General features: G+C 66.9%; 20 protein-coding genes and 1 pseudogene. 13 read left to right on the top strand and 8 right to left on the bottom strand.

What is annotated here, in order from left to right; genetic code table 11:
* Window positions 1-2 precede the first annotated feature (2 nt).
* The 6 genes from AQY21_RS19655 to alr all read right to left on the bottom strand — a co-directional run bounded on the left by AQY21_RS19655 (window position 3) and on the right by alr (window position 5,185).
* Complete coding sequence (locus AQY21_RS19655) at window positions 3-932, bottom strand: CBS domain-containing protein (protein ID WP_058099295.1); 930 nt, start codon at window positions 930-932, stop codon at window positions 3-5.
* Window positions 929-1,453, bottom strand: a complete 525-nt coding sequence (gene ybeY / locus AQY21_RS19650; protein ID WP_082658187.1) for an rRNA maturation RNase YbeY — start codon at window positions 1,451-1,453, stop codon at window positions 929-931. The genes AQY21_RS19655 and ybeY overlap by 4 nt, the downstream gene beginning before the upstream one ends.
* Entirely contained in the window at window positions 1,446-2,558 is a 1,113-nt protein-coding gene (locus AQY21_RS19645; RefSeq protein WP_058099294.1) for a PhoH family protein, read from the bottom strand. Before AQY21_RS19645 ends, ybeY begins: the two co-directional genes overlap by 8 nt.
* Before the next feature lie 115 nt (window positions 2,559-2,673).
* A complete protein-coding gene (locus AQY21_RS19640) occupies window positions 2,674-3,411 on the bottom strand; it encodes an ABC transporter ATP-binding protein (protein ID WP_058099293.1) in 738 nt (245 codons plus the stop codon).
* Window positions 3,411-4,169 (bottom strand): ABC transporter permease, encoded by a 759-nt coding sequence (locus AQY21_RS19635; protein ID WP_058099292.1) that lies wholly within the window; start codon window positions 4,167-4,169, stop codon window positions 3,411-3,413. The genes AQY21_RS19640 and AQY21_RS19635 overlap by 1 nt, the downstream gene beginning before the upstream one ends.
* Complete coding sequence (gene alr, locus AQY21_RS19630; protein ID WP_058099291.1) at window positions 4,166-5,185, bottom strand: alanine racemase; 1,020 nt, start codon at window positions 5,183-5,185, stop codon at window positions 4,166-4,168. The genes AQY21_RS19635 and alr overlap by 4 nt, the downstream gene beginning before the upstream one ends.
* Before the next feature lie 158 nt (window positions 5,186-5,343).
* Here alr and AQY21_RS19625 point away from each other — a divergent pair, with 158 nt between their 5' ends.
* The 8 genes from AQY21_RS19625 to AQY21_RS19595 all read left to right on the top strand — a co-directional run bounded on the left by AQY21_RS19625 (window position 5,344) and on the right by AQY21_RS19595 (window position 11,934).
* Entirely contained in the window at window positions 5,344-6,876 is a 1,533-nt protein-coding gene (locus AQY21_RS19625; RefSeq protein ID WP_058099290.1) for an acyl-CoA carboxylase subunit beta, read from the top strand.
* Window positions 6,877-6,900: 24 nt separating this feature from the next.
* Window positions 6,901-7,554, top strand: coding sequence for a DUF6497 family protein (locus AQY21_RS19620; RefSeq protein WP_058099289.1), 654 nt, complete (start codon window positions 6,901-6,903; stop codon window positions 7,552-7,554).
* A 184-nt stretch (window positions 7,555-7,738) separates the two neighbouring features.
* The gene (locus tag AQY21_RS30040; RefSeq protein ID WP_255374814.1) at window positions 7,739-7,870 is read left to right on the top strand and encodes a hypothetical protein; all 132 of its coding nucleotides are present in this window, start codon (window positions 7,739-7,741) and stop codon (window positions 7,868-7,870) included.
* 93 nt (window positions 7,871-7,963) lie between these two features.
* Window positions 7,964-8,377: a hypothetical protein gene (locus AQY21_RS19615; RefSeq protein WP_058099288.1), complete on the top strand. Its 414-nt coding sequence runs from the start codon at window positions 7,964-7,966 to the stop codon at window positions 8,375-8,377.
* Between the two features lie 145 nt (window positions 8,378-8,522).
* Window positions 8,523-8,768 carry a hypothetical protein gene (locus AQY21_RS19610; protein ID WP_011749921.1) on the top strand — a complete coding sequence of 82 codons (246 nt, stop codon included), beginning with the start codon at window positions 8,523-8,525 and terminating at the stop codon, window positions 8,766-8,768.
* Between the two features lie 66 nt (window positions 8,769-8,834).
* Window positions 8,835-9,047 (top strand): hypothetical protein, encoded by a 213-nt coding sequence (locus tag AQY21_RS19605; protein WP_058099287.1) that lies wholly within the window; start codon window positions 8,835-8,837, stop codon window positions 9,045-9,047.
* A 117-nt stretch (window positions 9,048-9,164) separates the two neighbouring features.
* A complete protein-coding gene (locus AQY21_RS19600; protein WP_058099286.1) occupies window positions 9,165-11,222 on the top strand; it encodes an acetyl/propionyl/methylcrotonyl-CoA carboxylase subunit alpha in 2,058 nt (685 codons plus the stop codon).
* A gap of 49 nt (window positions 11,223-11,271) precedes the next feature.
* Window positions 11,272-11,934 carry a hypothetical protein gene (locus AQY21_RS19595; RefSeq protein ID WP_058099285.1) on the top strand — a complete coding sequence of 221 codons (663 nt, stop codon included), beginning with the start codon at window positions 11,272-11,274 and terminating at the stop codon, window positions 11,932-11,934.
* On the opposite strand, the gene AQY21_RS19590 is transcribed toward AQY21_RS19595, so the two are convergent.
* Together AQY21_RS19590 and AQY21_RS19585 are read right to left on the bottom strand one after the other, a co-directional pair.
* Entirely contained in the window at window positions 11,900-12,085 is a 186-nt protein-coding gene (locus tag AQY21_RS19590; RefSeq protein ID WP_058099284.1) for a hypothetical protein, read from the bottom strand. The genes AQY21_RS19595 and AQY21_RS19590 overlap by 35 nt on opposite strands.
* A gap of 168 nt (window positions 12,086-12,253) precedes the next feature.
* Window positions 12,254-12,778, bottom strand: coding sequence for a DUF4174 domain-containing protein (locus tag AQY21_RS19585; protein ID WP_058099283.1), 525 nt, complete (start codon window positions 12,776-12,778; stop codon window positions 12,254-12,256).
* A 57-nt stretch (window positions 12,779-12,835) separates the two neighbouring features.
* On the opposite strand from AQY21_RS19585, the gene scpA reads away from it, so the two are divergent.
* The 5 genes and pseudogenes from scpA to AQY21_RS28035 form a co-directional block, all read left to right on the top strand.
* The gene (scpA, locus tag AQY21_RS19580) at window positions 12,836-14,980 is read left to right on the top strand and encodes a methylmalonyl-CoA mutase (protein WP_058099282.1); all 2,145 of its coding nucleotides are present in this window, start codon (window positions 12,836-12,838) and stop codon (window positions 14,978-14,980) included.
* A 107-nt stretch (window positions 14,981-15,087) separates the two neighbouring features.
* Complete coding sequence (locus AQY21_RS19575) at window positions 15,088-15,573, top strand: GNAT family N-acetyltransferase (RefSeq protein WP_058099321.1); 486 nt, start codon at window positions 15,088-15,090, stop codon at window positions 15,571-15,573.
* Window positions 15,574-15,877: 304 nt separating this feature from the next.
* Entirely contained in the window at window positions 15,878-16,411 is a 534-nt protein-coding gene (locus AQY21_RS19565; protein WP_058099280.1) for a hypothetical protein, read from the top strand.
* A 65-nt stretch (window positions 16,412-16,476) separates the two neighbouring features.
* Entirely contained in the window at window positions 16,477-17,793 is a 1,317-nt protein-coding gene (locus tag AQY21_RS19560; protein ID WP_058099279.1) for a homoserine dehydrogenase, read from the top strand.
* 49 nt (window positions 17,794-17,842) lie between these two features.
* Window positions 17,843-18,080, top strand: a pseudogene (locus AQY21_RS28035) (transposase); the annotation flags it as partial.

Raw genomic sequence — 18,080 nt, 5'->3', positions numbered from 1 at the left:
CCCTAGCCTCCGGCCTCCAGCGGCGCCTCGCGCTGCGGCAGGCGGAGGCGCACCCGCTTGACCCGGCGCGGATCGGCGTCGATGATCTCGAACTCGGCGCCGCTTTCATGCGGGATTACCTCGCCGCGCACCGGCACCCGGCCGGTCAGCATGAAGATCAACCCGCCCAGCGTGTCGATCTCCTCCTCCTCCTCGTCGGTGGCCAGGCGCAATCCGGTCTCGGCCTCGACATCCTCCAGCGCGGCGCGGGCCTGGATCAGCCATTGGCCGGGCTTTTCCTGGATGACCAGCCCGCCCTCGATCTCGTCATGCTCGTCCTCGATCTCGCCGATGACCTGCTCGATCAGGTCCTCGATGGTGACCAGCCCGTCCACGCCGCCATATTCGTCGATCACCAGCGCCATGTGGATCCGCTTCTGCTGCATCTGCTGCAAAAGCACGCCGATGGGCATCGAGGGCGGCACGTAAAGCAGCGGCCGCAGCATCGGGCGCAGGGCGAACTTGACGGGCACCTTGGCGCCGAAGCCGTATTTCAGCGCCAGATCCTTCAGGTGGATCAGCCCCAGCGGACTGTCCAGCGTGCCGCGAAACACCGGGATGCGGGAAAAGCCGTGTTCGCGGAACATCTCGACCAGTTCCGGCAGGGTGGCGGTCACCGGCGCGGCGACGATCTCGGCCTTGGGCACGGCCACGTCGTCCACGCGCATCCGCCGCAGGTTGACCATCCCGGGAACGCCCGCCGTGGCGGCGGCCGGCCCCTTGTCGCGGGCCTCGGCGCTGTCCGGCTCGGCCTCGCCGGCGCCGAAGGCGCCTAGGATGCGCCCCAGAAAGCCGCGTGATTGCGGCAGGTCACGCCCGTCCCCGCCTGTGCCATCCGCCCATGAGGCGGGTTCGGCGGAGACGGGCGTGTCGGGACTTCGGTCGTTACTCATGTCTCATGTTCCAGGTAAGGGTCGGGGATGCCCAACTTGCCCAGGATCGAGCGTTCGGCATCCTCCATGGTTTCGGCATCCTCGTCGTCGATATGGTCATATCCTGCAAGATGCAGCATGGCATGGACAAGAAGATGCGTGGCGTGATCGGCGAAGGGCTTACCCTGCGCCTCGGCCTCGCGCTGGCAGGTATCGTAGGAAATGGCGATGTCACCCAGTTCCTCGATCCCGGGCGGCTCGGGATGGGCGCCGGGGGAGCGCGACTCGAACTCGACGGCCGGCCAGCTCAGCACGTTGGTCGGCTTGGGCTTGCCGCGAAACTCGGCGTTCAGCGCGGCGATGCGGGCATCGTCGCAGCCCATGACCACGATCTGGAACGCCCCCAGGTCCAGCCATTCACCCACCGCATGGGCGGCCCGCTCGGCCATGGCGGGTAGGCCGGCATCCTCCCAGCGGTCGTCCTCCAGCACGATATCGACGATCTCCAGCGCCTCCTCGGGCGCATCGGCGCTGTCAGGCATCGCCCGCCCCCCCGCTTGCCGTTCCCCCGCTCGCCAGCCGCGGCTCGCGGCGCGGAATGCGCTGGCCGCGTTCGTCGAAGATCTCGCCCCGCGCCAGAGCCGCCTCGGCCTCGGCATCATAGGCCTCGATGATTCGGGCGACCAGCGAATGGCGCACCACGTCCTTGGCGGTGAAATAGCTGAAGCTGATGCCCTTGATGTCCTTGAGGATCTTTTCGGCATCGACCAGGCCGGAATGCACGCCGCGCGGCAGGTCGATCTGCGTGCGGTCGCCGGTCACGACCATGCGCGAGCCCTCGCCCAGACGGGTCAGGAACATCTTCATCTGCATGGTGGTGGCGTTCTGCGCCTCGTCCAGCACCACGAAGCTGTTCGACAGCGTGCGGCCGCGCATGAAGGCCAGGGGCGCGATCTCGATGCGCTTTTCCTCCATCAGCTTCTGCATCTGCTTAGACGGCAGGAAATCGTTCAGCGCATCATAGAGCGGCTGCATGTAGGGATCGACCTTCTCCTTCATGTCGCCGGGCAGGAAGCCCAGCCGCTCGCCCGCCTCGACGGCCGGGCGCGACAGGATGATGCGATCGACATGACCGCCGATCAGCATGGTCACGCCCACCGCCACCGCGAGATAGGTCTTGCCGGTGCCGGCGGGGCCGATGCCGAAGGCCAGCTCATTGGCGAAAAGCGCGCGGACATAGTCCTTTTGCGCGTCGGTGCGCGGCTCGACGGTCTTCTTGCGGGTGCGCAGCTCGATCGGGCCGGTCTGGAACATCTCCAGTTGTTCGGCCGGGCTCGGTCCCTCGGTCACCGTCTCGCTGCCCATGCGCAACGCCGCCTCGACCTCGGCCAACTCGACCGGGCGGCCCTGCTCCAGCCTTGCGTAAAGCGCGCGCAGCACCTGCGCCGCCTCGGCCTGGGCCTCGACCGGGCCGACCACGGAGAGCAGGTTGCCCCGTCGCAGGATATGCACCTTCAGCGCTTCCTCGATCCGCGCGAGGTAGCGGTCATGCGGGCCGCAGAGGTCGATCAGCAGCCGGTTGTCGTGAAATTCCAGCAGGGTTTCGCCGGGGGTCGCGGTCGCGGGATGCGTAGGGGTCAGACCCAAATTCGTCTCCGAGGTGGGGTTCTCAGTAACTCATGGTTGCAACTGCGCGGGATTCGCACAAGGGGGACGGGCCCGCAGTTTTGGATTTGCACGGGATTGAGCGGAAAAACGGCCATCACCCTTGCGGTCCCCGCGCCATGGGCCGGGCCCGGCCTGTGACGAAATCACGCAGATAATCGTCCTCTGCGGCATCCATTTCGGCCACGCTGCCCTGCCAGCGTAGCCGGCCGCGATCCAGGAGCGCCACCCGGTCGGCAATGCTGCGGGCCGAGGACATGTCATGGGTGATGGTGATGGCGGTGGCGCCGGTCTCATCGACGATGCCGCGGATCAGGGTGTTGATCGTTGCCGCACGGATCGGGTCGAGGCCGGTCGTCGGCTCGTCGAAGAAGATCACCTTCGGATCGGCGGCGATGGCGCGGGCCAGCCCGGCGCGCTTGCGCATCCCCCCCGAGAGTTCGGCCGGGTAAAGGTCCGCCACCTCGGGGCCGAGCCCGACGCGAGCCAGCTTTTCGATGGCGATGGCGCGCGCGCGCGCCTTGGGCTGGGTCCGCAGCAGACGAAACGCCACGTTGCGCCAGACCGGCAGGCTGTCGAACAGCGCCGCATTCTGGAACAGCATGCCGAAATGATCCATGAACGCAGCCCGCTGCCCGGCGAGCGGACGGCCCCGCCACAGGATCTCGCCCGCATCGGGCGTCTCCAGCCCCAGGATGCAGCGCAAGAGCACCGATTTGCCGGTGCCCGAGCCACCGATCACCACCAGGCTTTCGCCCATAGCCAGGTCCAGATCCGCGCCGTCCAGCACCCGCTTGGCGCCGAAGCTCTTGGAAAGGCCGCGCACCGCCAGCATCAGAAGAACAACCCCGTCAGCGCGAAATTGGCGGCCAGGATGCCGACCGAGGCCGCAACCACGGCATTCGTCGTTGCCCGCCCGACGCCCGCCGCACCCCCGGCCGCCATCATGCCGAACCAGCAGCCCGACAGCGCCACGATCAGCCCGAACACCGCGCCCTTCAGCAGGCCCGAGACCACGTCCCAGCTTTCCAGGTAGGCCCAGGAATTGGACAGGTAGAGCGCCGAGTTGAACCCCAGCGCGTTCACCCCGATCAGCCAGCCGCCCATGATGCCGATCACATCGCCGATGCCCACCAGCACCGGCACGCAGAGCAGCGCCGCCCACAGCCGGGGCGAGACCAGCCAGCCCATGGGATCGGTCGAAAGCGTCACCAGCGCGTCGATCTGCTCGGTCACCCGCATGGTGCCCAGTTCCGCGGCGATGGCGCTGGCGACGCGGGCCGCGACCATCAGCCCGCCTAAGACCGGGCCCAGCTCGCGCGCCATGCCGATGGCGACGATGGCCGGCACCACGTCGCCGGCCTGGAACCGCTCGCCCCCGGAATGGATCTGCAAGGCCAGCGCCGCGCCGGTGAACAGCGCGGTCAGCCCGACCACCGGCAGCGAGAGCCAGCCGATCTGCATGACCTGCCGCGCCAGTTCCGCCGGATGCTGCCCTATCCGAGCCAGACCGCGTGCGGCAAAGATCGTCACCCGCCCGGTCATCCGGGCCAGGCCGATCGCCGCCCTGCCGGTCAGCCGGATCGGGTTCAAAGCCAGGTCCGCTCGTATCGCCGCCCCAGCGAGGTCAGGATCTCATAGCCGATGGTGCCCGACAGCGCCGCCAGATCGTCGACACCCTGCCGTGCGTTCAGGATCTCCAGCGCCGCCGGCACGTCGGGCAGGTCGGTCACGTCGACGGTGATCAGGTCCATCGAGATGCGGCCGATCACCGGGCAGGCGCGCTCGCCGGCCCAAAGCACCAGCCTGCCGTCCCGTGCCAGCGCCCGCGCCAGCCCGTCGGCATAGCCCGCCGCAACCGTCGCCACCCGCGACGGGCGCTCGGCGGTCCAGGCATAGCCGTAGCCCACGGATTCGCCGGGCTTCACCTCGCGCACCTGGATCACCGGCAGCGCCAGCGTCACCACGGGCTGCGCATCAGCAAAGGGCTCGCCGCCATAAAGCCCGATGCCCGGCCGCACCAGGTCGAAATGGTAATCCGGTCCCAGCAGGATGCCGCCCGTCGCCGCCAGCGAGCGCGGCGCAGCCACGCCCTCGGTCATCGCGCGGAAAGCGGCGAGCTGCTGGGCATTGGCCGTATGGTCCGGCTCATCCGCGCAGGCCAGATGCGACATGATCAGCGCCGGCACGCCGGCCAGCGCCTCGGCCCGGATGGCGGCCCATTCGCCGGGCTCGATGCCCAGCCGATTCATGCCGCTGTCGAGCTGGATGCCGAAAGGACCGCGCGGACGCAGCGCCCGGTCGCGGAAGAACTGCTCGGGACTGTTCAGCAACGGGATCAACCCGGCCAGATCCGCGCCTTCCATATGGCCGGACAGCACGAAGATCCGCGCATCCTCGGGCAGAAGCGGCCGGATCGCCCGCCCTTCGGAGGCCAGCGCGACGAAGAAATCCCGTGCCCCCGCGCCGTAAAGCGCCGGCGCCACGCGATCCGCACCCAGCCCATAGGCATCGGCCTTGACCACGGCCGCTGTCCGCGCGCCCGGGGCCTTGGCCGCAAGCGCCTTCCAATTGGCCACGACGGCCGCAAGATCAATGACGAGTCCCATGGCAGCGGCATGGCTCTTGCCATGCGCGGCGTCAAGGGTTTTAGCATTTTTGCTATTTGCAGCGCAATTGGCTAGCATATTTTGCAAATATTCGCCTTTCCGCTTTCCGCATCTGCGCCAAGCCGGTAGTTTGCGCCAAACCCAAAGGGAGACGGCTCATGAAGGACATCCTCGGCGAACTGGAATCGCGCCGCCGCGATGCGCGGCTGGGTGGTGGACAGCGACGCATCGACGCCCAGCACGCCCGCGGCAAGCTGACCGCGCGCGAGCGGCTCGAACTGTTGCTGGACGAGGGGTCGTTCGAGGAATTCGACATGTTCGTCCGCCACCGCTCGACCGATTTCGGCATGGAGGAGGACCGCCCCTATGGCGACGGCGTGGTCACCGGCTGGGGCACGATCAACGGCCGCATGGTCTATGTGTTCAGCCAGGACTTCACCGTCTTCGGCGGCTCGCTGTCGGAAACCCATGCGCAGAAGATCTGCAAGATCATGGACATGGCGGTGCAGAACGGCGCCCCGGTGATCGGGCTGAACGATTCCGGCGGCGCACGGATTCAAGAAGGGGTCGCCAGCCTCGCCGGCTATGCCGACGTGTTCCAGCGCAATATCATGGCCTCGGGCGTGGTGCCGCAGATCAGCGTCATCATGGGCCCCTGCGCCGGCGGCGCGGTCTATTCGCCGGCGATGACCGACTTCATCTTCATGGTCAAGGACACCTCCTACATGTTCGTGACCGGTCCGGACGTGGTCAAGACGGTGACGAACGAAGTGGTGACGGCCGAGCAACTGGGCGGCGCCTCGACCCATACCAAGAAAAGTTCGGTCGCCGACGGCGCTTTCGAGAACGACGTCGAGGCCATGTCGGAAATCCGCCGGCTGGTCGATCTGCTGCCGCTCAACAACCGCGAAAAGGCGCCGACCCGGCCCTTCTTCGACGATCCGGCCCGGGTCGAGCCCAGCCTCGACACGCTGATCCCCGACAACCCGAACCAGCCCTACGACATGAAGGAACTGATCCTGAAGGTCGCGGACGAGGGCGATTTCTACGAGATCCAGAAGGATTTCGCCGCCAACATCATCACCGGCTTCATCCGCATCGAGGGCCAGACCGTCGGCGTCGTCGCCAACCAGCCGATGGTGCTGGCCGGCTGCCTCGACATCGACAGCTCGCGCAAGGCGGCGCGCTTTGTGCGCTTCTGCGACGCCTTCGAGATCCCGATCCTGACCTTCGTCGACGTGCCAGGCTTCCTGCCGGGCACCGGACAGGAATATGGCGGCGTCATCAAGCACGGCGCGAAGCTGCTCTTCGCCTATGGCGAGGCCACCGTGCCAAAGGTCACGGTCATCACCCGCAAGGCTTATGGCGGCGCCTATGACGTCATGGCCTCCAAGCACCTGCGCGGCGATTTCAACTATGCCTGGCCCACCGCCGAGATCGCCGTGATGGGCGCCAAGGGCGCGGTCGAGATCCTGTATCGCAGCGAGCTGGGCGATGCCGAAAAGATCGCCGGCCGCACCAAGGATTACGAGGACCGCTTTGCCAACCCCTTCGTCGCTGCCGAGAAAGGCTTCATCGACGAGGTGATCCAGCCGCATTCGACCCGCCGCCGCGTCGCGCGCGCCTTTGCCAGCCTGCGCGGCAAGAAGCTGTCGAATCCCTGGAAAAAGCACGACAACATCCCGCTGTAACGGCGGGATACGGAGGGAGGAATCATGCCGGGAGTTGCGGTGATCGGCCTTGCGCTGGTGCCTTCGGCCGTTCTGGCCGGGGTCGCCGGACCTGCGCTTGCGCAGGATGCCGGGGCCGACATCGCCCTGCCTTCGGGTGCCGTGGTGCGCTGGCAAGAGACGCGCCACGATGATGCCGGCGGATTCGGCCTGACCTATCGTTTTCGCTTCGTCATGCCCGACCTGGCGCAGCGCGTGCCGGCGACCAGCGGCCCGGCCTCGGACTTCGTGGAGGACGGGGCGCGCGGCCCGATCGAGATCGACACCGAAAGCGGCGAGATTTCGGGCGCCGAGGCTGATGACGGGCTGATCGACCCCGCCGCGCTGGAGGATCTGGCCGAGGCGGACATCCCCTCCGAGGCCGAGGAGGAGGAGGCCGATGCGCTGATCGGCCAGCCCGTGCTGCCCGCCGCGCCCGATGTGCTGGCGCAGGATCCGGTGCATGACGATATCGTCTGGCTGTGCGAAAACTGGGCCCTGCCCCGCATCGCCGCGCTGACAGCGCGGCCCAGCCAGATCATCATCAGCCTGGCGGACCGCGAGATGCCCTTCGGCACCTTCGATCCCGAGGCGGTGCAGATCTTCGAGGCCTTTCGCCTGCCGCCCGACCGCGATGCCTGCGAATGGGAGCCGTGGTGATGTGTCTTTCCCTGACGCCTGATGCAAGCCTGCCACAGCCGCCCGCACCCGCGCCCGCCTGCCCGCGGGGTGCCTGTCGGCGCTGCGCGGCGCTGGCTATCATGCCCGCGCGGTCGCATGAGGCGGCCGAATCTCAACCGAGCAGTCGGGACCTAACGATCCCGCAACACAGGAGCACGACGATATGTCGAAAAAGCTTGCACTCGCCCTCGTTCTGGTCGGCCTCGCCGCGGCCTGCGCCCCGAAAGAGCCCGAAGTCGCCCCGGTTCCGGTCCAGCCCGAGCCGGTCTTCCAAGGCAAATACGGCGCCAACTGAGCCATTGGCCGCGCGCGGGCTGCAAGGCGGCCCGCGCCATCCGCGTCCCGCCCAGCCCCCGCGCCTTCGCGCAATTCTCCAAGGGGGCAAGACATGCTGAAGCATCGCGGCTTTCCCGGCCGCCTTCCGGGCACCGATTTCCAGTTCACCATCCGCCGCGCCAACAAGAAGGGCGCAACGCCGCTGGTCCGGCGCGAGCGCTATCGCGACCGCAAGCCGGCCGACCGCCGCGCCGATACCGCCTTTCTGGCGGCCTTGATCGAGCATTTCGGCGAGGAGCCCTTTCCGCGCGGCAATCTCGACGCCGGACGGTTGTCCTGGCTGCTTGGCCGCGAGGTGATCGCGGTCGGCAAGCTTGATCCCACCGATTACGACCAGCTTCTGCGCGTTGACATGAAACGCGCCGAGGTCAGCTTTCCCGAGCTTTTCGCCGAGGACGCCCCGGAGTTCGACTGGGACGATGCCGATTGGGACGACGAGGACTGGGACGACGAGGACGAACGCTGATGACCGGCCAGGGGATGGGCGGATTGCCGCGTAGTGACGTCTTTTCACACCGTTGTCAGTTTCTTCCCGAAATGGCGCGTGCAATATTGTGCGCACCTCTATCACCAACGGCCCGGAAGCGGGTCCATAATACAGGCAAAAAGCTATGCAAAAATCCGTCATCCTCCGTCTTTCCGGCGCGGTCCTGCTGGTCGCCGGCCTTGCCGCCTGCGAACAGGGCTATGGCGGCGGCTCGACCCTTTCCCCCGACGCGCAGCGCGCGGCTGGCGGTGCGCTCGCCGGTGCGGCGGTGGCAAAGATCATCGACGGTGACGTGGCCACGGGCGCGCTCATCGGCGCGGCTGGCGGCGCGCTTTGCGACGACGCCGGCGTCTGCCAGCGCCGCTACTGATTTCAACAGGGCGGAAGGCGCAGGACTGACGGCCCGCGCTGCCGCCCGCATCCCGGAGCAAACGAGATGTCCAAGAAACTCGCTCTCGTGCTTGGGCTGGGCCTGTTTGGCCTGGCCGGCTGCACCCAAGGCATCAATCCAACCGACATGGACCGCGGCATCATCGGTGCCGGTGTCGGCGCCACCGCTGCCCATCTGGGCGGCCACGACGTCGCCAAGGGCGCGGCGATCGGCGCTGTCGCCGGTGCGCTGTGCGACGACGTGCGTCTGTGCCAATAACACCTTCGCCAAGCTGACGGCACGCCCCGGCGCGCCGCCCAGGCTTTTTTCCAGCCGTTCCGGTCTCGTGCCGGGACGGCTTTTTCACGTTCGGGATCTGCCCCAAGGGAAAGAAACATGTTCAAGAAAATCCTGATCGCCAACCGGGGCGAGATCGCCTGCCGGGTCATCAAGACCGCCAAGAAGATGGGCATCCAGACCGTCGCCGTCTATTCCGACGCCGACCGCAATGCGCTGCATGTCAAGATGGCGGACGAGGCCGTGCATATCGGCCCGCCCCCGGCCAACCAATCTTATATCGTGATCGACAGGATCATGGAGGCGATCCGCCAGACCGGCGCCGAGGCGGTGCATCCCGGCTATGGCTTCCTGTCCGAGAACATGAAATTCGCCGAGGCGCTGGAGAAGGAAGGCGTCACCTTCATCGGCCCACCCTCGCCCGCCATCGAGGCGATGGGCGACAAGATCACCTCGAAGAAACTGGCGCAGGAGGCCGGGGTCAGCACGGTTCCCGGCTATATGGGCCTGATCGCCGATGCCGACGAAGCCGTGAAGATCTCGAAGGAAATCGGCTTTCCGGTGATGATCAAGGCATCCGCCGGCGGCGGCGGCAAGGGCATGCGCATCGCCTGGACCGAGCAGGAGGCGCGCGAGGGCTTCGAATCCTCCAAGAACGAGGCGGCGAACAGCTTCGGCGACGACCGGATCTTCATCGAGAAATTCGTCACCCAGCCCCGGCATATCGAGATCCAGGTTCTGGCCGACAAGCACGGCAATTGCGTCTATGTGCATGAGCGCGAATGCTCGATCCAGCGCCGCAACCAGAAGGTGATCGAGGAGGCGCCTTCGCCCTTCCTGGACGAGGCGACCCGCAAGGCCATGGGCGAGCAGGCCGTGGCGCTGGCCAAGGCAGTGGGCTACACCTCGGCCGGCACGGTGGAGTTCATCGTCGATGCGCAGAAGAATTTCTATTTCCTGGAAATGAACACCCGCTTGCAGGTCGAGCATCCGGTGACCGAGTTGATCACCGGCATCGACCTGGTCGAGCAGATGATCCGCGTCGCGGCCGGCGAGCCCCTGCCCTTCGCGCAAGCGGATCTGAAGATCAACGGCTGGGCCATCGAAAGCCGGCTTTACGCCGAGGATCCCTATCGCAACTTCCTGCCCTCGATCGGCCGGCTGACCCGCTATCGCCCGCCGGCCGAGACCGCCGCCGGACCGATGCAGGCTGCGGATACCTGGGTGCCCGCCCATCCCGGCGACCATCCGCCCGCGGCCGCGACCGGGGTACGCAACGATACCGGCGTCTATGAGGGCGGCGAGATCAGCATGTATTACGACCCGATGATCGCCAAGCTCTGCACCTGGGCGCCGACCCGCGAGGCGGCCATCGAGCAGATGCGCCTGGCGCTGGACGAGTTCGAGGTCGAGGGCATCGGCCACAACCTGCCCTTCCTCTCGGCGGTGATGGACCACCCGAAATTCGTTTCGGGCGACATCTCGACCGCCTTCATCGCCGAGGAATATCCCGACGGCTTCCTGGGCGCGACCCTGCCGGAGGCCGAGATCACCCGCATCGCCGCCTCGGCCGCGGCCATGCATCGCGTGGCGGAAATCCGGCGCACCCGCATCTCGGGCCGGCTGGACAACCATGAGCGCCATGTCGGCGAGCATTGGGTCGTGTTCACCGCCGGCAAGGAAATCCCGGTGCGCATCACCGCCGACAAGCAGGGCTCGACGGTCGAGATCGACGGCCGGAAACTGCGCGTCGAAAGTGACTGGCTGCCCGGGCAATCTCTGGCGCGGCTGACCGTCGATGGCGCGCCGCTGGTGATGAAGGTCGACCGCCTGCCCTCGGGCTTCCGGCTGCGGGTGCGGGGCGCGGACCTGAAAACCTATATCCGCCGCCCGCGCGCCGCCGAGTTGGCGCGGCTGATGCCCGAGAAGTTGCCGCCCGACACCTCGAAATTCCTGCTCTGCCCGATGCCGGGCCTGGTGGTCAGGATCAATGTCGAGGCCGGGGACGAGGTGCAGGAGGGCCAGGCGCTGGCCACCGTCGAGGCGATGAAGATGGAAAACATCCTGCGCGCCGAGAAGAAGTCCGTGGTGAAATCCGTCAATGCCAAGCCAGGCGAAAGCCTCAAGGTCGATGACGTGATCATCGAGTTCGAGTGACGGGCAACCGCCGGGCGCGCGCCAGCACCCGGCACAGGGATCGGGGATCATGCCGCCTTTCGACGATTATCTCAGCCCCCATGCACAGCAGGCGTTGATCGCCGGGCTGTTCATCGCCACGGGTTGGTGGGTCGTCGCCCTCCAGAACCGCCGGCGCGACGCCAAGCTGCGCGCCGAGCGGGTGGCGGACATGCAGCGCGCGCTGCTGGCCGAGATCCGCGCCCATGTCGTCAGCCTGGAAAACCAGCGCCTCGACATCAGGGAGATCCCCGACACCGTCCGGCGCATCCGCGACGAGGGCTTCATCCAGATGCTGCCGGACAATTCCAACGACCGCATCTTTTCAGCCCTGATTACCGAGGTGCATATCCTGCCCGCGCTGGTCATCGACCCGGTCGTCACCTATTACCGGCAGATCGCGCTGATGCGCTCTTTCGAGACGGAGCTGCCCAGGCTGGCGCGCCGCAATCGCGACCGGGCGGCCGAGATGTTCCTCGACTATCTGGAACTCAGCGAGGTGGCGCGGGAAGCCGGGTATGAGGCGATTCGCATCCTGCTCGCCAGCCTGCATGGCGGCGATGCGACGATTCTGGAACTGTATGAAAGCGATGCGCGCGAGCGGCTGGACCGGATCGCGTCCAGCCTGCCCGCGGAACTGGCCGAACTGCGGGCGCGGCTTAATAAGCGATCTTCGGACCGGAGCGGCCTTTGATGGGTTTCAAGCCGATCAGACTGGTCATTTCATTGGCCGTGCGGGCCTTGGCCAGCCGGGCGACGAAGCTGTCGTTCACCGGCACAGGCTCGGGGCGCGGCTTGGGTTCGGGCCGCGTGTCGCGCTTGCGCAGCAGATTCGACTTGCTCATGAGCCGCTCCTTTCATGGCGGACAGAAAACCGCCTGTGCCACAAAGGTAGTCACGAATTGCGATTTTCGCAATATCCCGTCGTGCTGCCTGCGCCGTGTTCCGTCGCACAACGCATATCATGTCGCCCCGCGCAACGCGCGCCCGGCCCCGTCATGCACGGCACAGCGTCACGGCAGGCCGGCACGTCCGATTTCCTGCAAGCGCAACGGAAACTTGTCGATGGCGCGGGTGATCTCGCGCACCGACCAGGGCACGGGCTTGCGCTGCTTGACCTGGCCGTCCTTGTCCATCAGCACCAGCGAGAAGCCCTCGGGGCGCAATTGCCGGCGCCAGATGCTCGCCGCCGCAGGGTCGGTATCGGTGACCACCACCACGTCGCGGGCGATCAGCGGCGCGGGATCGCGCTGCAAGGCGGCCAGTTGCTCGATGAAGGCCGGATCGGCGGCTGTATTGGCAAAGATCACCACCGGCCGTGCCTGCCACATGAACTCCGCCGGATCGGCCTCGGCCGCCGGCAGCACGGTCAGCTCGTGTGCGGGCGTTCCGCCCGGCGCGGCCGTGCCTTCGCTGCGCGCGGCGGGCACTTCGCCGCGGACATACGGGCGATGGCCGTCCGCCTCGCCTTCGGGCTTGGGCCCCATCGCCGCCACAAGCGGCACCATCGCCAGCAAAATCAACCGTTTCAGTTTCATCGCCCCCTCTACTCTCTCTTCATATAAGAGCCGAGGGGCCATGGGAAAGGATGCAAGATGACCGAAAGCACGAAAGCCGCTCTGGAAGAATGGCGCCGGCTCGCCAGCAAGGAGCTGAAAGGCGCCGAACCCGACAGCCTGACCTGGCACACGCTCGAAGGAATCGAGGTCAAGCCGCTCTATACCGAGGAGGACGTCAAGGGCCTGCCGCATCTGGGCAGCCTGCCCGGGATCGAGCCCTATACCCGCGGCCCGCGCGCCACCATGTATGCCGGCCGGCCCTGGACCATCCGGCAATATGCGGGGTTTTCCACCGCCGAGGAATCGAACGCCTTCTATCGCAAGGCGCTGGCCGCCGGGCAGCAGGGCGTCTCGGTCGCCTTCGACCTGGCCACGCATCGCGGCTATGACAGCGACCATTCGCGCGTCGAGGGCGATGTCGGCAAGGCGGGCGTCGCCATCGACAGCGTCGAGGACATGAAGATCCTGTTCGACGGCATCCCGCTGGATAAAGTTTCCGTGTCCATGACCATGAACGGCGCGGTGATCCCGGTCCTGGCCAATTTCATTGTCACCGGCGAGGAACAGGGCCATTCCCGCGCCGTGCTGTCGGGCACCATCCAGAACGACATCCTCAAGGAGTTCATGGTCCGCAACACCTATATCTATCCGCCCGAGCCCTCGATGCGGATCATCGCGGACATCATCGAATACACCTCGAACGAGATGCCCAGGTTCAACTCGATCTCGATCTCCGGCTATCACATGCAGGAGGCCGGGGCGAACCTGGTGCAGGAGCTGGCCTATACCCTGGCCGACGGGCGCGAATATGTCCGGGCGGCGCTGAAGGCCGGCATGGACGTGGACCAGTTCGCCGGGCGGCTGTCCTTCTTCTTTGCCATCGGCATGAATTTCTTCATGGAGGCGGCCAAGCTGCGCGCGGCGCGGCTGCTGTGGACGCGCATCATGAAGGAGTTCAACCCGAAGAAGCCGGGCTCCTTGATGCTGCGCACGCATTGCCAGACCTCGGGCGTCAGCTTGCAGGAACAGGACCCCTACAACAACGTGGTGCGCACCGCCTACGAGGCGATGGCGGCGGCGCTTGGCGGCACGCAATCGCTGCATACCAACGCGCTGGACGAAGCCATCGCGCTGCCGACCGAGTTCAGCGCCCGGATCGCCCGCAACACTCAGCTGATCCTGCAAGAGGAGACCGGCATTACCCATGTCGTCGATCCGCTGGCCGGCAGCTATTACGTCGAGAGCCTGACCCATGAACTGGCCGAAAAGGCCTGGGCGCTGATCGAGGAGGTCGAGGCCATGGGCGGCATGACCAAGGCCGTCGCCTCGGGCATGCCCAAGCTGCGCATCGAGGAAAGCGCCGCTCGCCGCCAGGCCATGATCGACCGCGGCGAGGAGGTCATCGTCGGGGTGAACAAGTATCGCCTGGCGAAGGAAGACCCGATCGACATCCTCGACATCGACAACATGAAGGTGCGCGAGGCCCAGATCGCGCGGCTGAACCGGATCCGCGCGACGCGGGACGAAGCGCAATGCCAGGCGGCGCTGGACGAGTTGACGCGTCGGGCGAAGGAAGGCGGCAACCTGCTCGAGGCGGCGGTCGAGGCCGCGCGCGCCCGGGCCAGCGTGGGAGAGATCAGCATGGCGATGGAGAAGGAATTCGGCCGCCACCGGGCCGAGGTCAAGACCCTGGCCGGCGTCTATGGCGCCGCCTATGAGGGCGACGACGATTTCGCGCAGATCCAGCGCGACGTCGAGACCTTCGCCGAGGAAGAGGGCCGCCGCCCGCGCATGCTGGTGGTCAAGATGGGCCAGGACGGCCATGACCGCGGTGCCAAGGTGATCGCCACCGCCTTTGCCGATATCGGCTTCGACGTCGATGTGGGGCCGCTGTTCCAGACCCCCGAGGAAGCCGCACAGGACGCCATCGACAACGACGTGCATGTGGTGGGGATTTCCTCGCAGGCCGCCGGGCACAAGACCCTGGCGCCCAAGCTGATCGCGGCGCTGAAGGACCAGGGCGCCGGCGACATCATCGTGATCTGCGGCGGCGTCATCCCGCAGCAGGATTACGACTTCCTGAAGAAGGCCGGGGTGAAGGCGATCTTCGGGCCGGGGACCAATATTCCCTCGGCCGCGCGCGACATCCTGAGCCTGATCCGCGCGGCGCGGGCGGCGTGACAGGGGTGCGGCCGGGGCGCCCAGCGTCGCGGCCGCATGGGTATTTGGGCAACGAAGAAGCCGGGCCGTTTCGAAGGGCCGGCGCCGCGGAGAAAGGCGGGAGAATGATGCTGCGTCCTGCGGGCGACGGGGATATTCCGGCGATCCTCGGCTTCTGGAACCCGCTGATCCGCGAGACCGCGATCACCTTCTCCAGCGAGGAGAAGACCGCCGAGGGGCTGGCGCGGATGATCGCCGCGCGCCGGGCGGCGGGGCGGGCATTCCTGGTCGCCGAGCGAGCCGGCGCAGTGCTGGGGCTGGCGAGCTATGACCAGTTCCGCGGCGGCAATGGCTATGCCCATTGCATGGAGCATACCGTGATCCTGTCTCCCGCCGCCCGTGGCCGCGGATTGGGCCGGGCGCTGATGACGGCGATCGAGGACCATGCCCGCGCCCGTGGCGCGCACAGCATGATCGCCGCCGTTTCGGGCGAAAACGCCGCCGGCATCGCCTTTCACCGCGCCATCGGCTATGTGGCGGTCGGGCGCTTGCCGCAGGCAGGACGCAAGTTCGGCCGCTGGCTGGACCTGGTGTTGCTGCAAAAGATCCTCTGACCCGGCTTGCCTACCGCCGGGTGCCATGGAAAACTCGTCCCCGGAAGCGCGGGGACAGGATGAACGACGGCAGGGGCGGGCAGATCACCGGCATCGCAGGCAAGGCGAGATTCGGCCGGGCAAACATTTTCCTGAACCGCTCCCGCGGGGCGCATGGCTCCCGAGAGACGATAGCGCCGTTGCCGCCCGATGCGATCCCGCTGCGCCGGAGCGCGCCGCTCGATCCCTGGCGGGCGGCATTCGGCGGGCGGTGGCGCGCGAGCCTGTGCCATGGCCTGTATCCCGTCGCCTGCATCGGTGCCTCATGGCAAGGATAGGCGCGCCGCCCGAGACGCATTACACCCTGCCGCCGGATTTTGCCGCCGCGCTGGGGCAATGCGTGGCGAATTTCGGCTGGCTCGAGGAAATCATCAAGCGCACCATCTATGCGCTCGACCGCGCGCGCCTGGCCGACGACCTGACCGAGGAAGAGCTGCAAAGCTGGCTGACCCGCATGGTCTCGATCGCCGATGATTCCATGGGCACGCTGATCGAGCTTCTCGATGCCGCCATGCGCCGCTATCCCGGGTTGCGCGACCGCAACCGGATCACCGACCGGCTCTATGAGATCCGATTGCACCGCAACCTGCTTTGCCATGCCTCCTGGCGACCGACGGAGGACAAGGCGCGCTGGCATCCGGCCTTCGTCAACACCAAGGGCGAGGTTCAGCGCCATCCGCTGGCCATCGCCGATCTGGATCGTATCCGCGAGGAGACGGTCGAGATCGGCACCCGGGTGCTGCGGGTGATGCGGGCGACCGGGGTGCAGGGCTATTGGGCGGGCGACGACGAGGCTTGAGCATGCGCGTTGCAACGTGCCGCGCCATCCGCTAACACCGCATCGTCCATAGATAAGAGTTTCATATGTCCGCCCAGAACCAGGGGCAAAACGCCTCTCCGCTTCGTCTCGGCATCGCTGGTCTCGGGACGGTCGGCACCGGCACCGTCAAGATCATCCAGAAACATGCCGCCCTGCTGGGCCTGCGCGCCGGCCGGCCCATCGCCATCACCGCCGTCAGCGCCCGCGACCGGATGAAGAACCGCGATGTGGACCTGTCCGGCTATGCTTGGGAAGACGACGCCCGCGCCCTGGCGCTGCGCGAGGATGTGGATGTCCTGGTCGAGCTGATCGGCGGCGACGAGGGCATCGCCCGCGAGGCGGTGACCGCCGCGCTGCGCGCCGGCAAGGACGTGGTGACGGCCAACAAGGCGCTGCTCGCCATCCACGGCCAGGAACTGGCGGAACTGGCCGAGGCTAATGGCCGGGTGATCCGCTTCGAGGCGGCCGTTGCGGGCGGCATCCCGGTCATCAAGGCGATGACCGAGTCGCTTTCGGGCAACGAGATCCGCCGCGTCATGGGGGTGATGAACGGCACCTGCAACTATATTCTGACCCGGATGGAAAGCGCCGGCCTGCCCTATGAGACGGTGTTCGAGGAGGCGCGGCAGCTGGGTTACCTGGAGGCCGATCCGACGCTGGACGTTGGCGGCATCGATGCCAGCCACAAGCTGGCGATCCTGGCCGCCATCGCCTTCGGCACGAAGCCGAGCTTCGACACGGTCGAGATCGAGGGCATCGAGCGGGTCAGCATCGACGATATCCGCCGGGCCGCCGATATGGGCTATCGCATCAAGCTCTTGGGCGTGGCGCAGATGACCGGGCGCGGACTGGAGCAGCGCATGTCGCCCTGTCTGGTGCCCGCCGACAGCCCCCTGGGGCAGTTGCAGGGTGGCACCAACATGGTGGTGATCGAAGGCGACTCGGTCGGCCAGATCGTGCTGCGCGGCGCCGGCGCCGGCGAAGGTCCGACTGCCAGCGCGGTGATGTCCGACGTGGTCGAGATCGCGCGCGGCGTGCGCATGCCGAGTTTCGGCCAGCCGGCGGCGACGCTGGCTTCGCCGCAGCCGGCGCGGACTGCGGTGCCGGCGGCCTATTACATCCGCCTGCAACTGACCGACAAGCCGGGGGCGCTGGCCAAGGTGGCGACCGTGCTGGGCGATGCCGGCATTTCGATCGACCGGATGCGGCAATACGGCCATTCCCGCAGCGAGGGCGTCGCGCCGGTGCTGATCGTCACCCACAAGACCACGCCCGAGGCCATAGACCACGCCATCGAGGCCCTGCCCCGCACCGGAGTCATCGCCGGTGAGCCGGTCGAGTTGCGGATCGAAGAAGTATAGCACTACTTTGGCGGAAGTGCATTTTCAGGATTCCCAAGGGTCACTTGCGGTGATTCACGGAGTGCCAGCTTGTGGAGGCTGGCGATGGCGGATGATTGGCGGGACGATCTGACGGAGTGGCTTCGTCCCTTTGTGGCAACATTGGGCAACCGTCGCCGGGCGCGGATGTGTCCGGCTTACGTTGAGGGGCTGATTGGTCCTGGCGATCGCAAGAGCGTGCAGCCCATGGCGATGCGTTCGCCCGGGATTGGTTATGACCAACTTCATCATTTTATTGGTGCCGCGCT

This window comes from Paracoccus sp. MKU1, assembly GCF_001447385.1.
GTDB lineage: Bacteria > Pseudomonadota > Alphaproteobacteria > Rhodobacterales > Rhodobacteraceae > Paracoccus.
The sequence above is the reverse complement of the archived record's forward strand: the minus strand, read 5'-3'. Positions and strand labels throughout refer to the sequence as shown.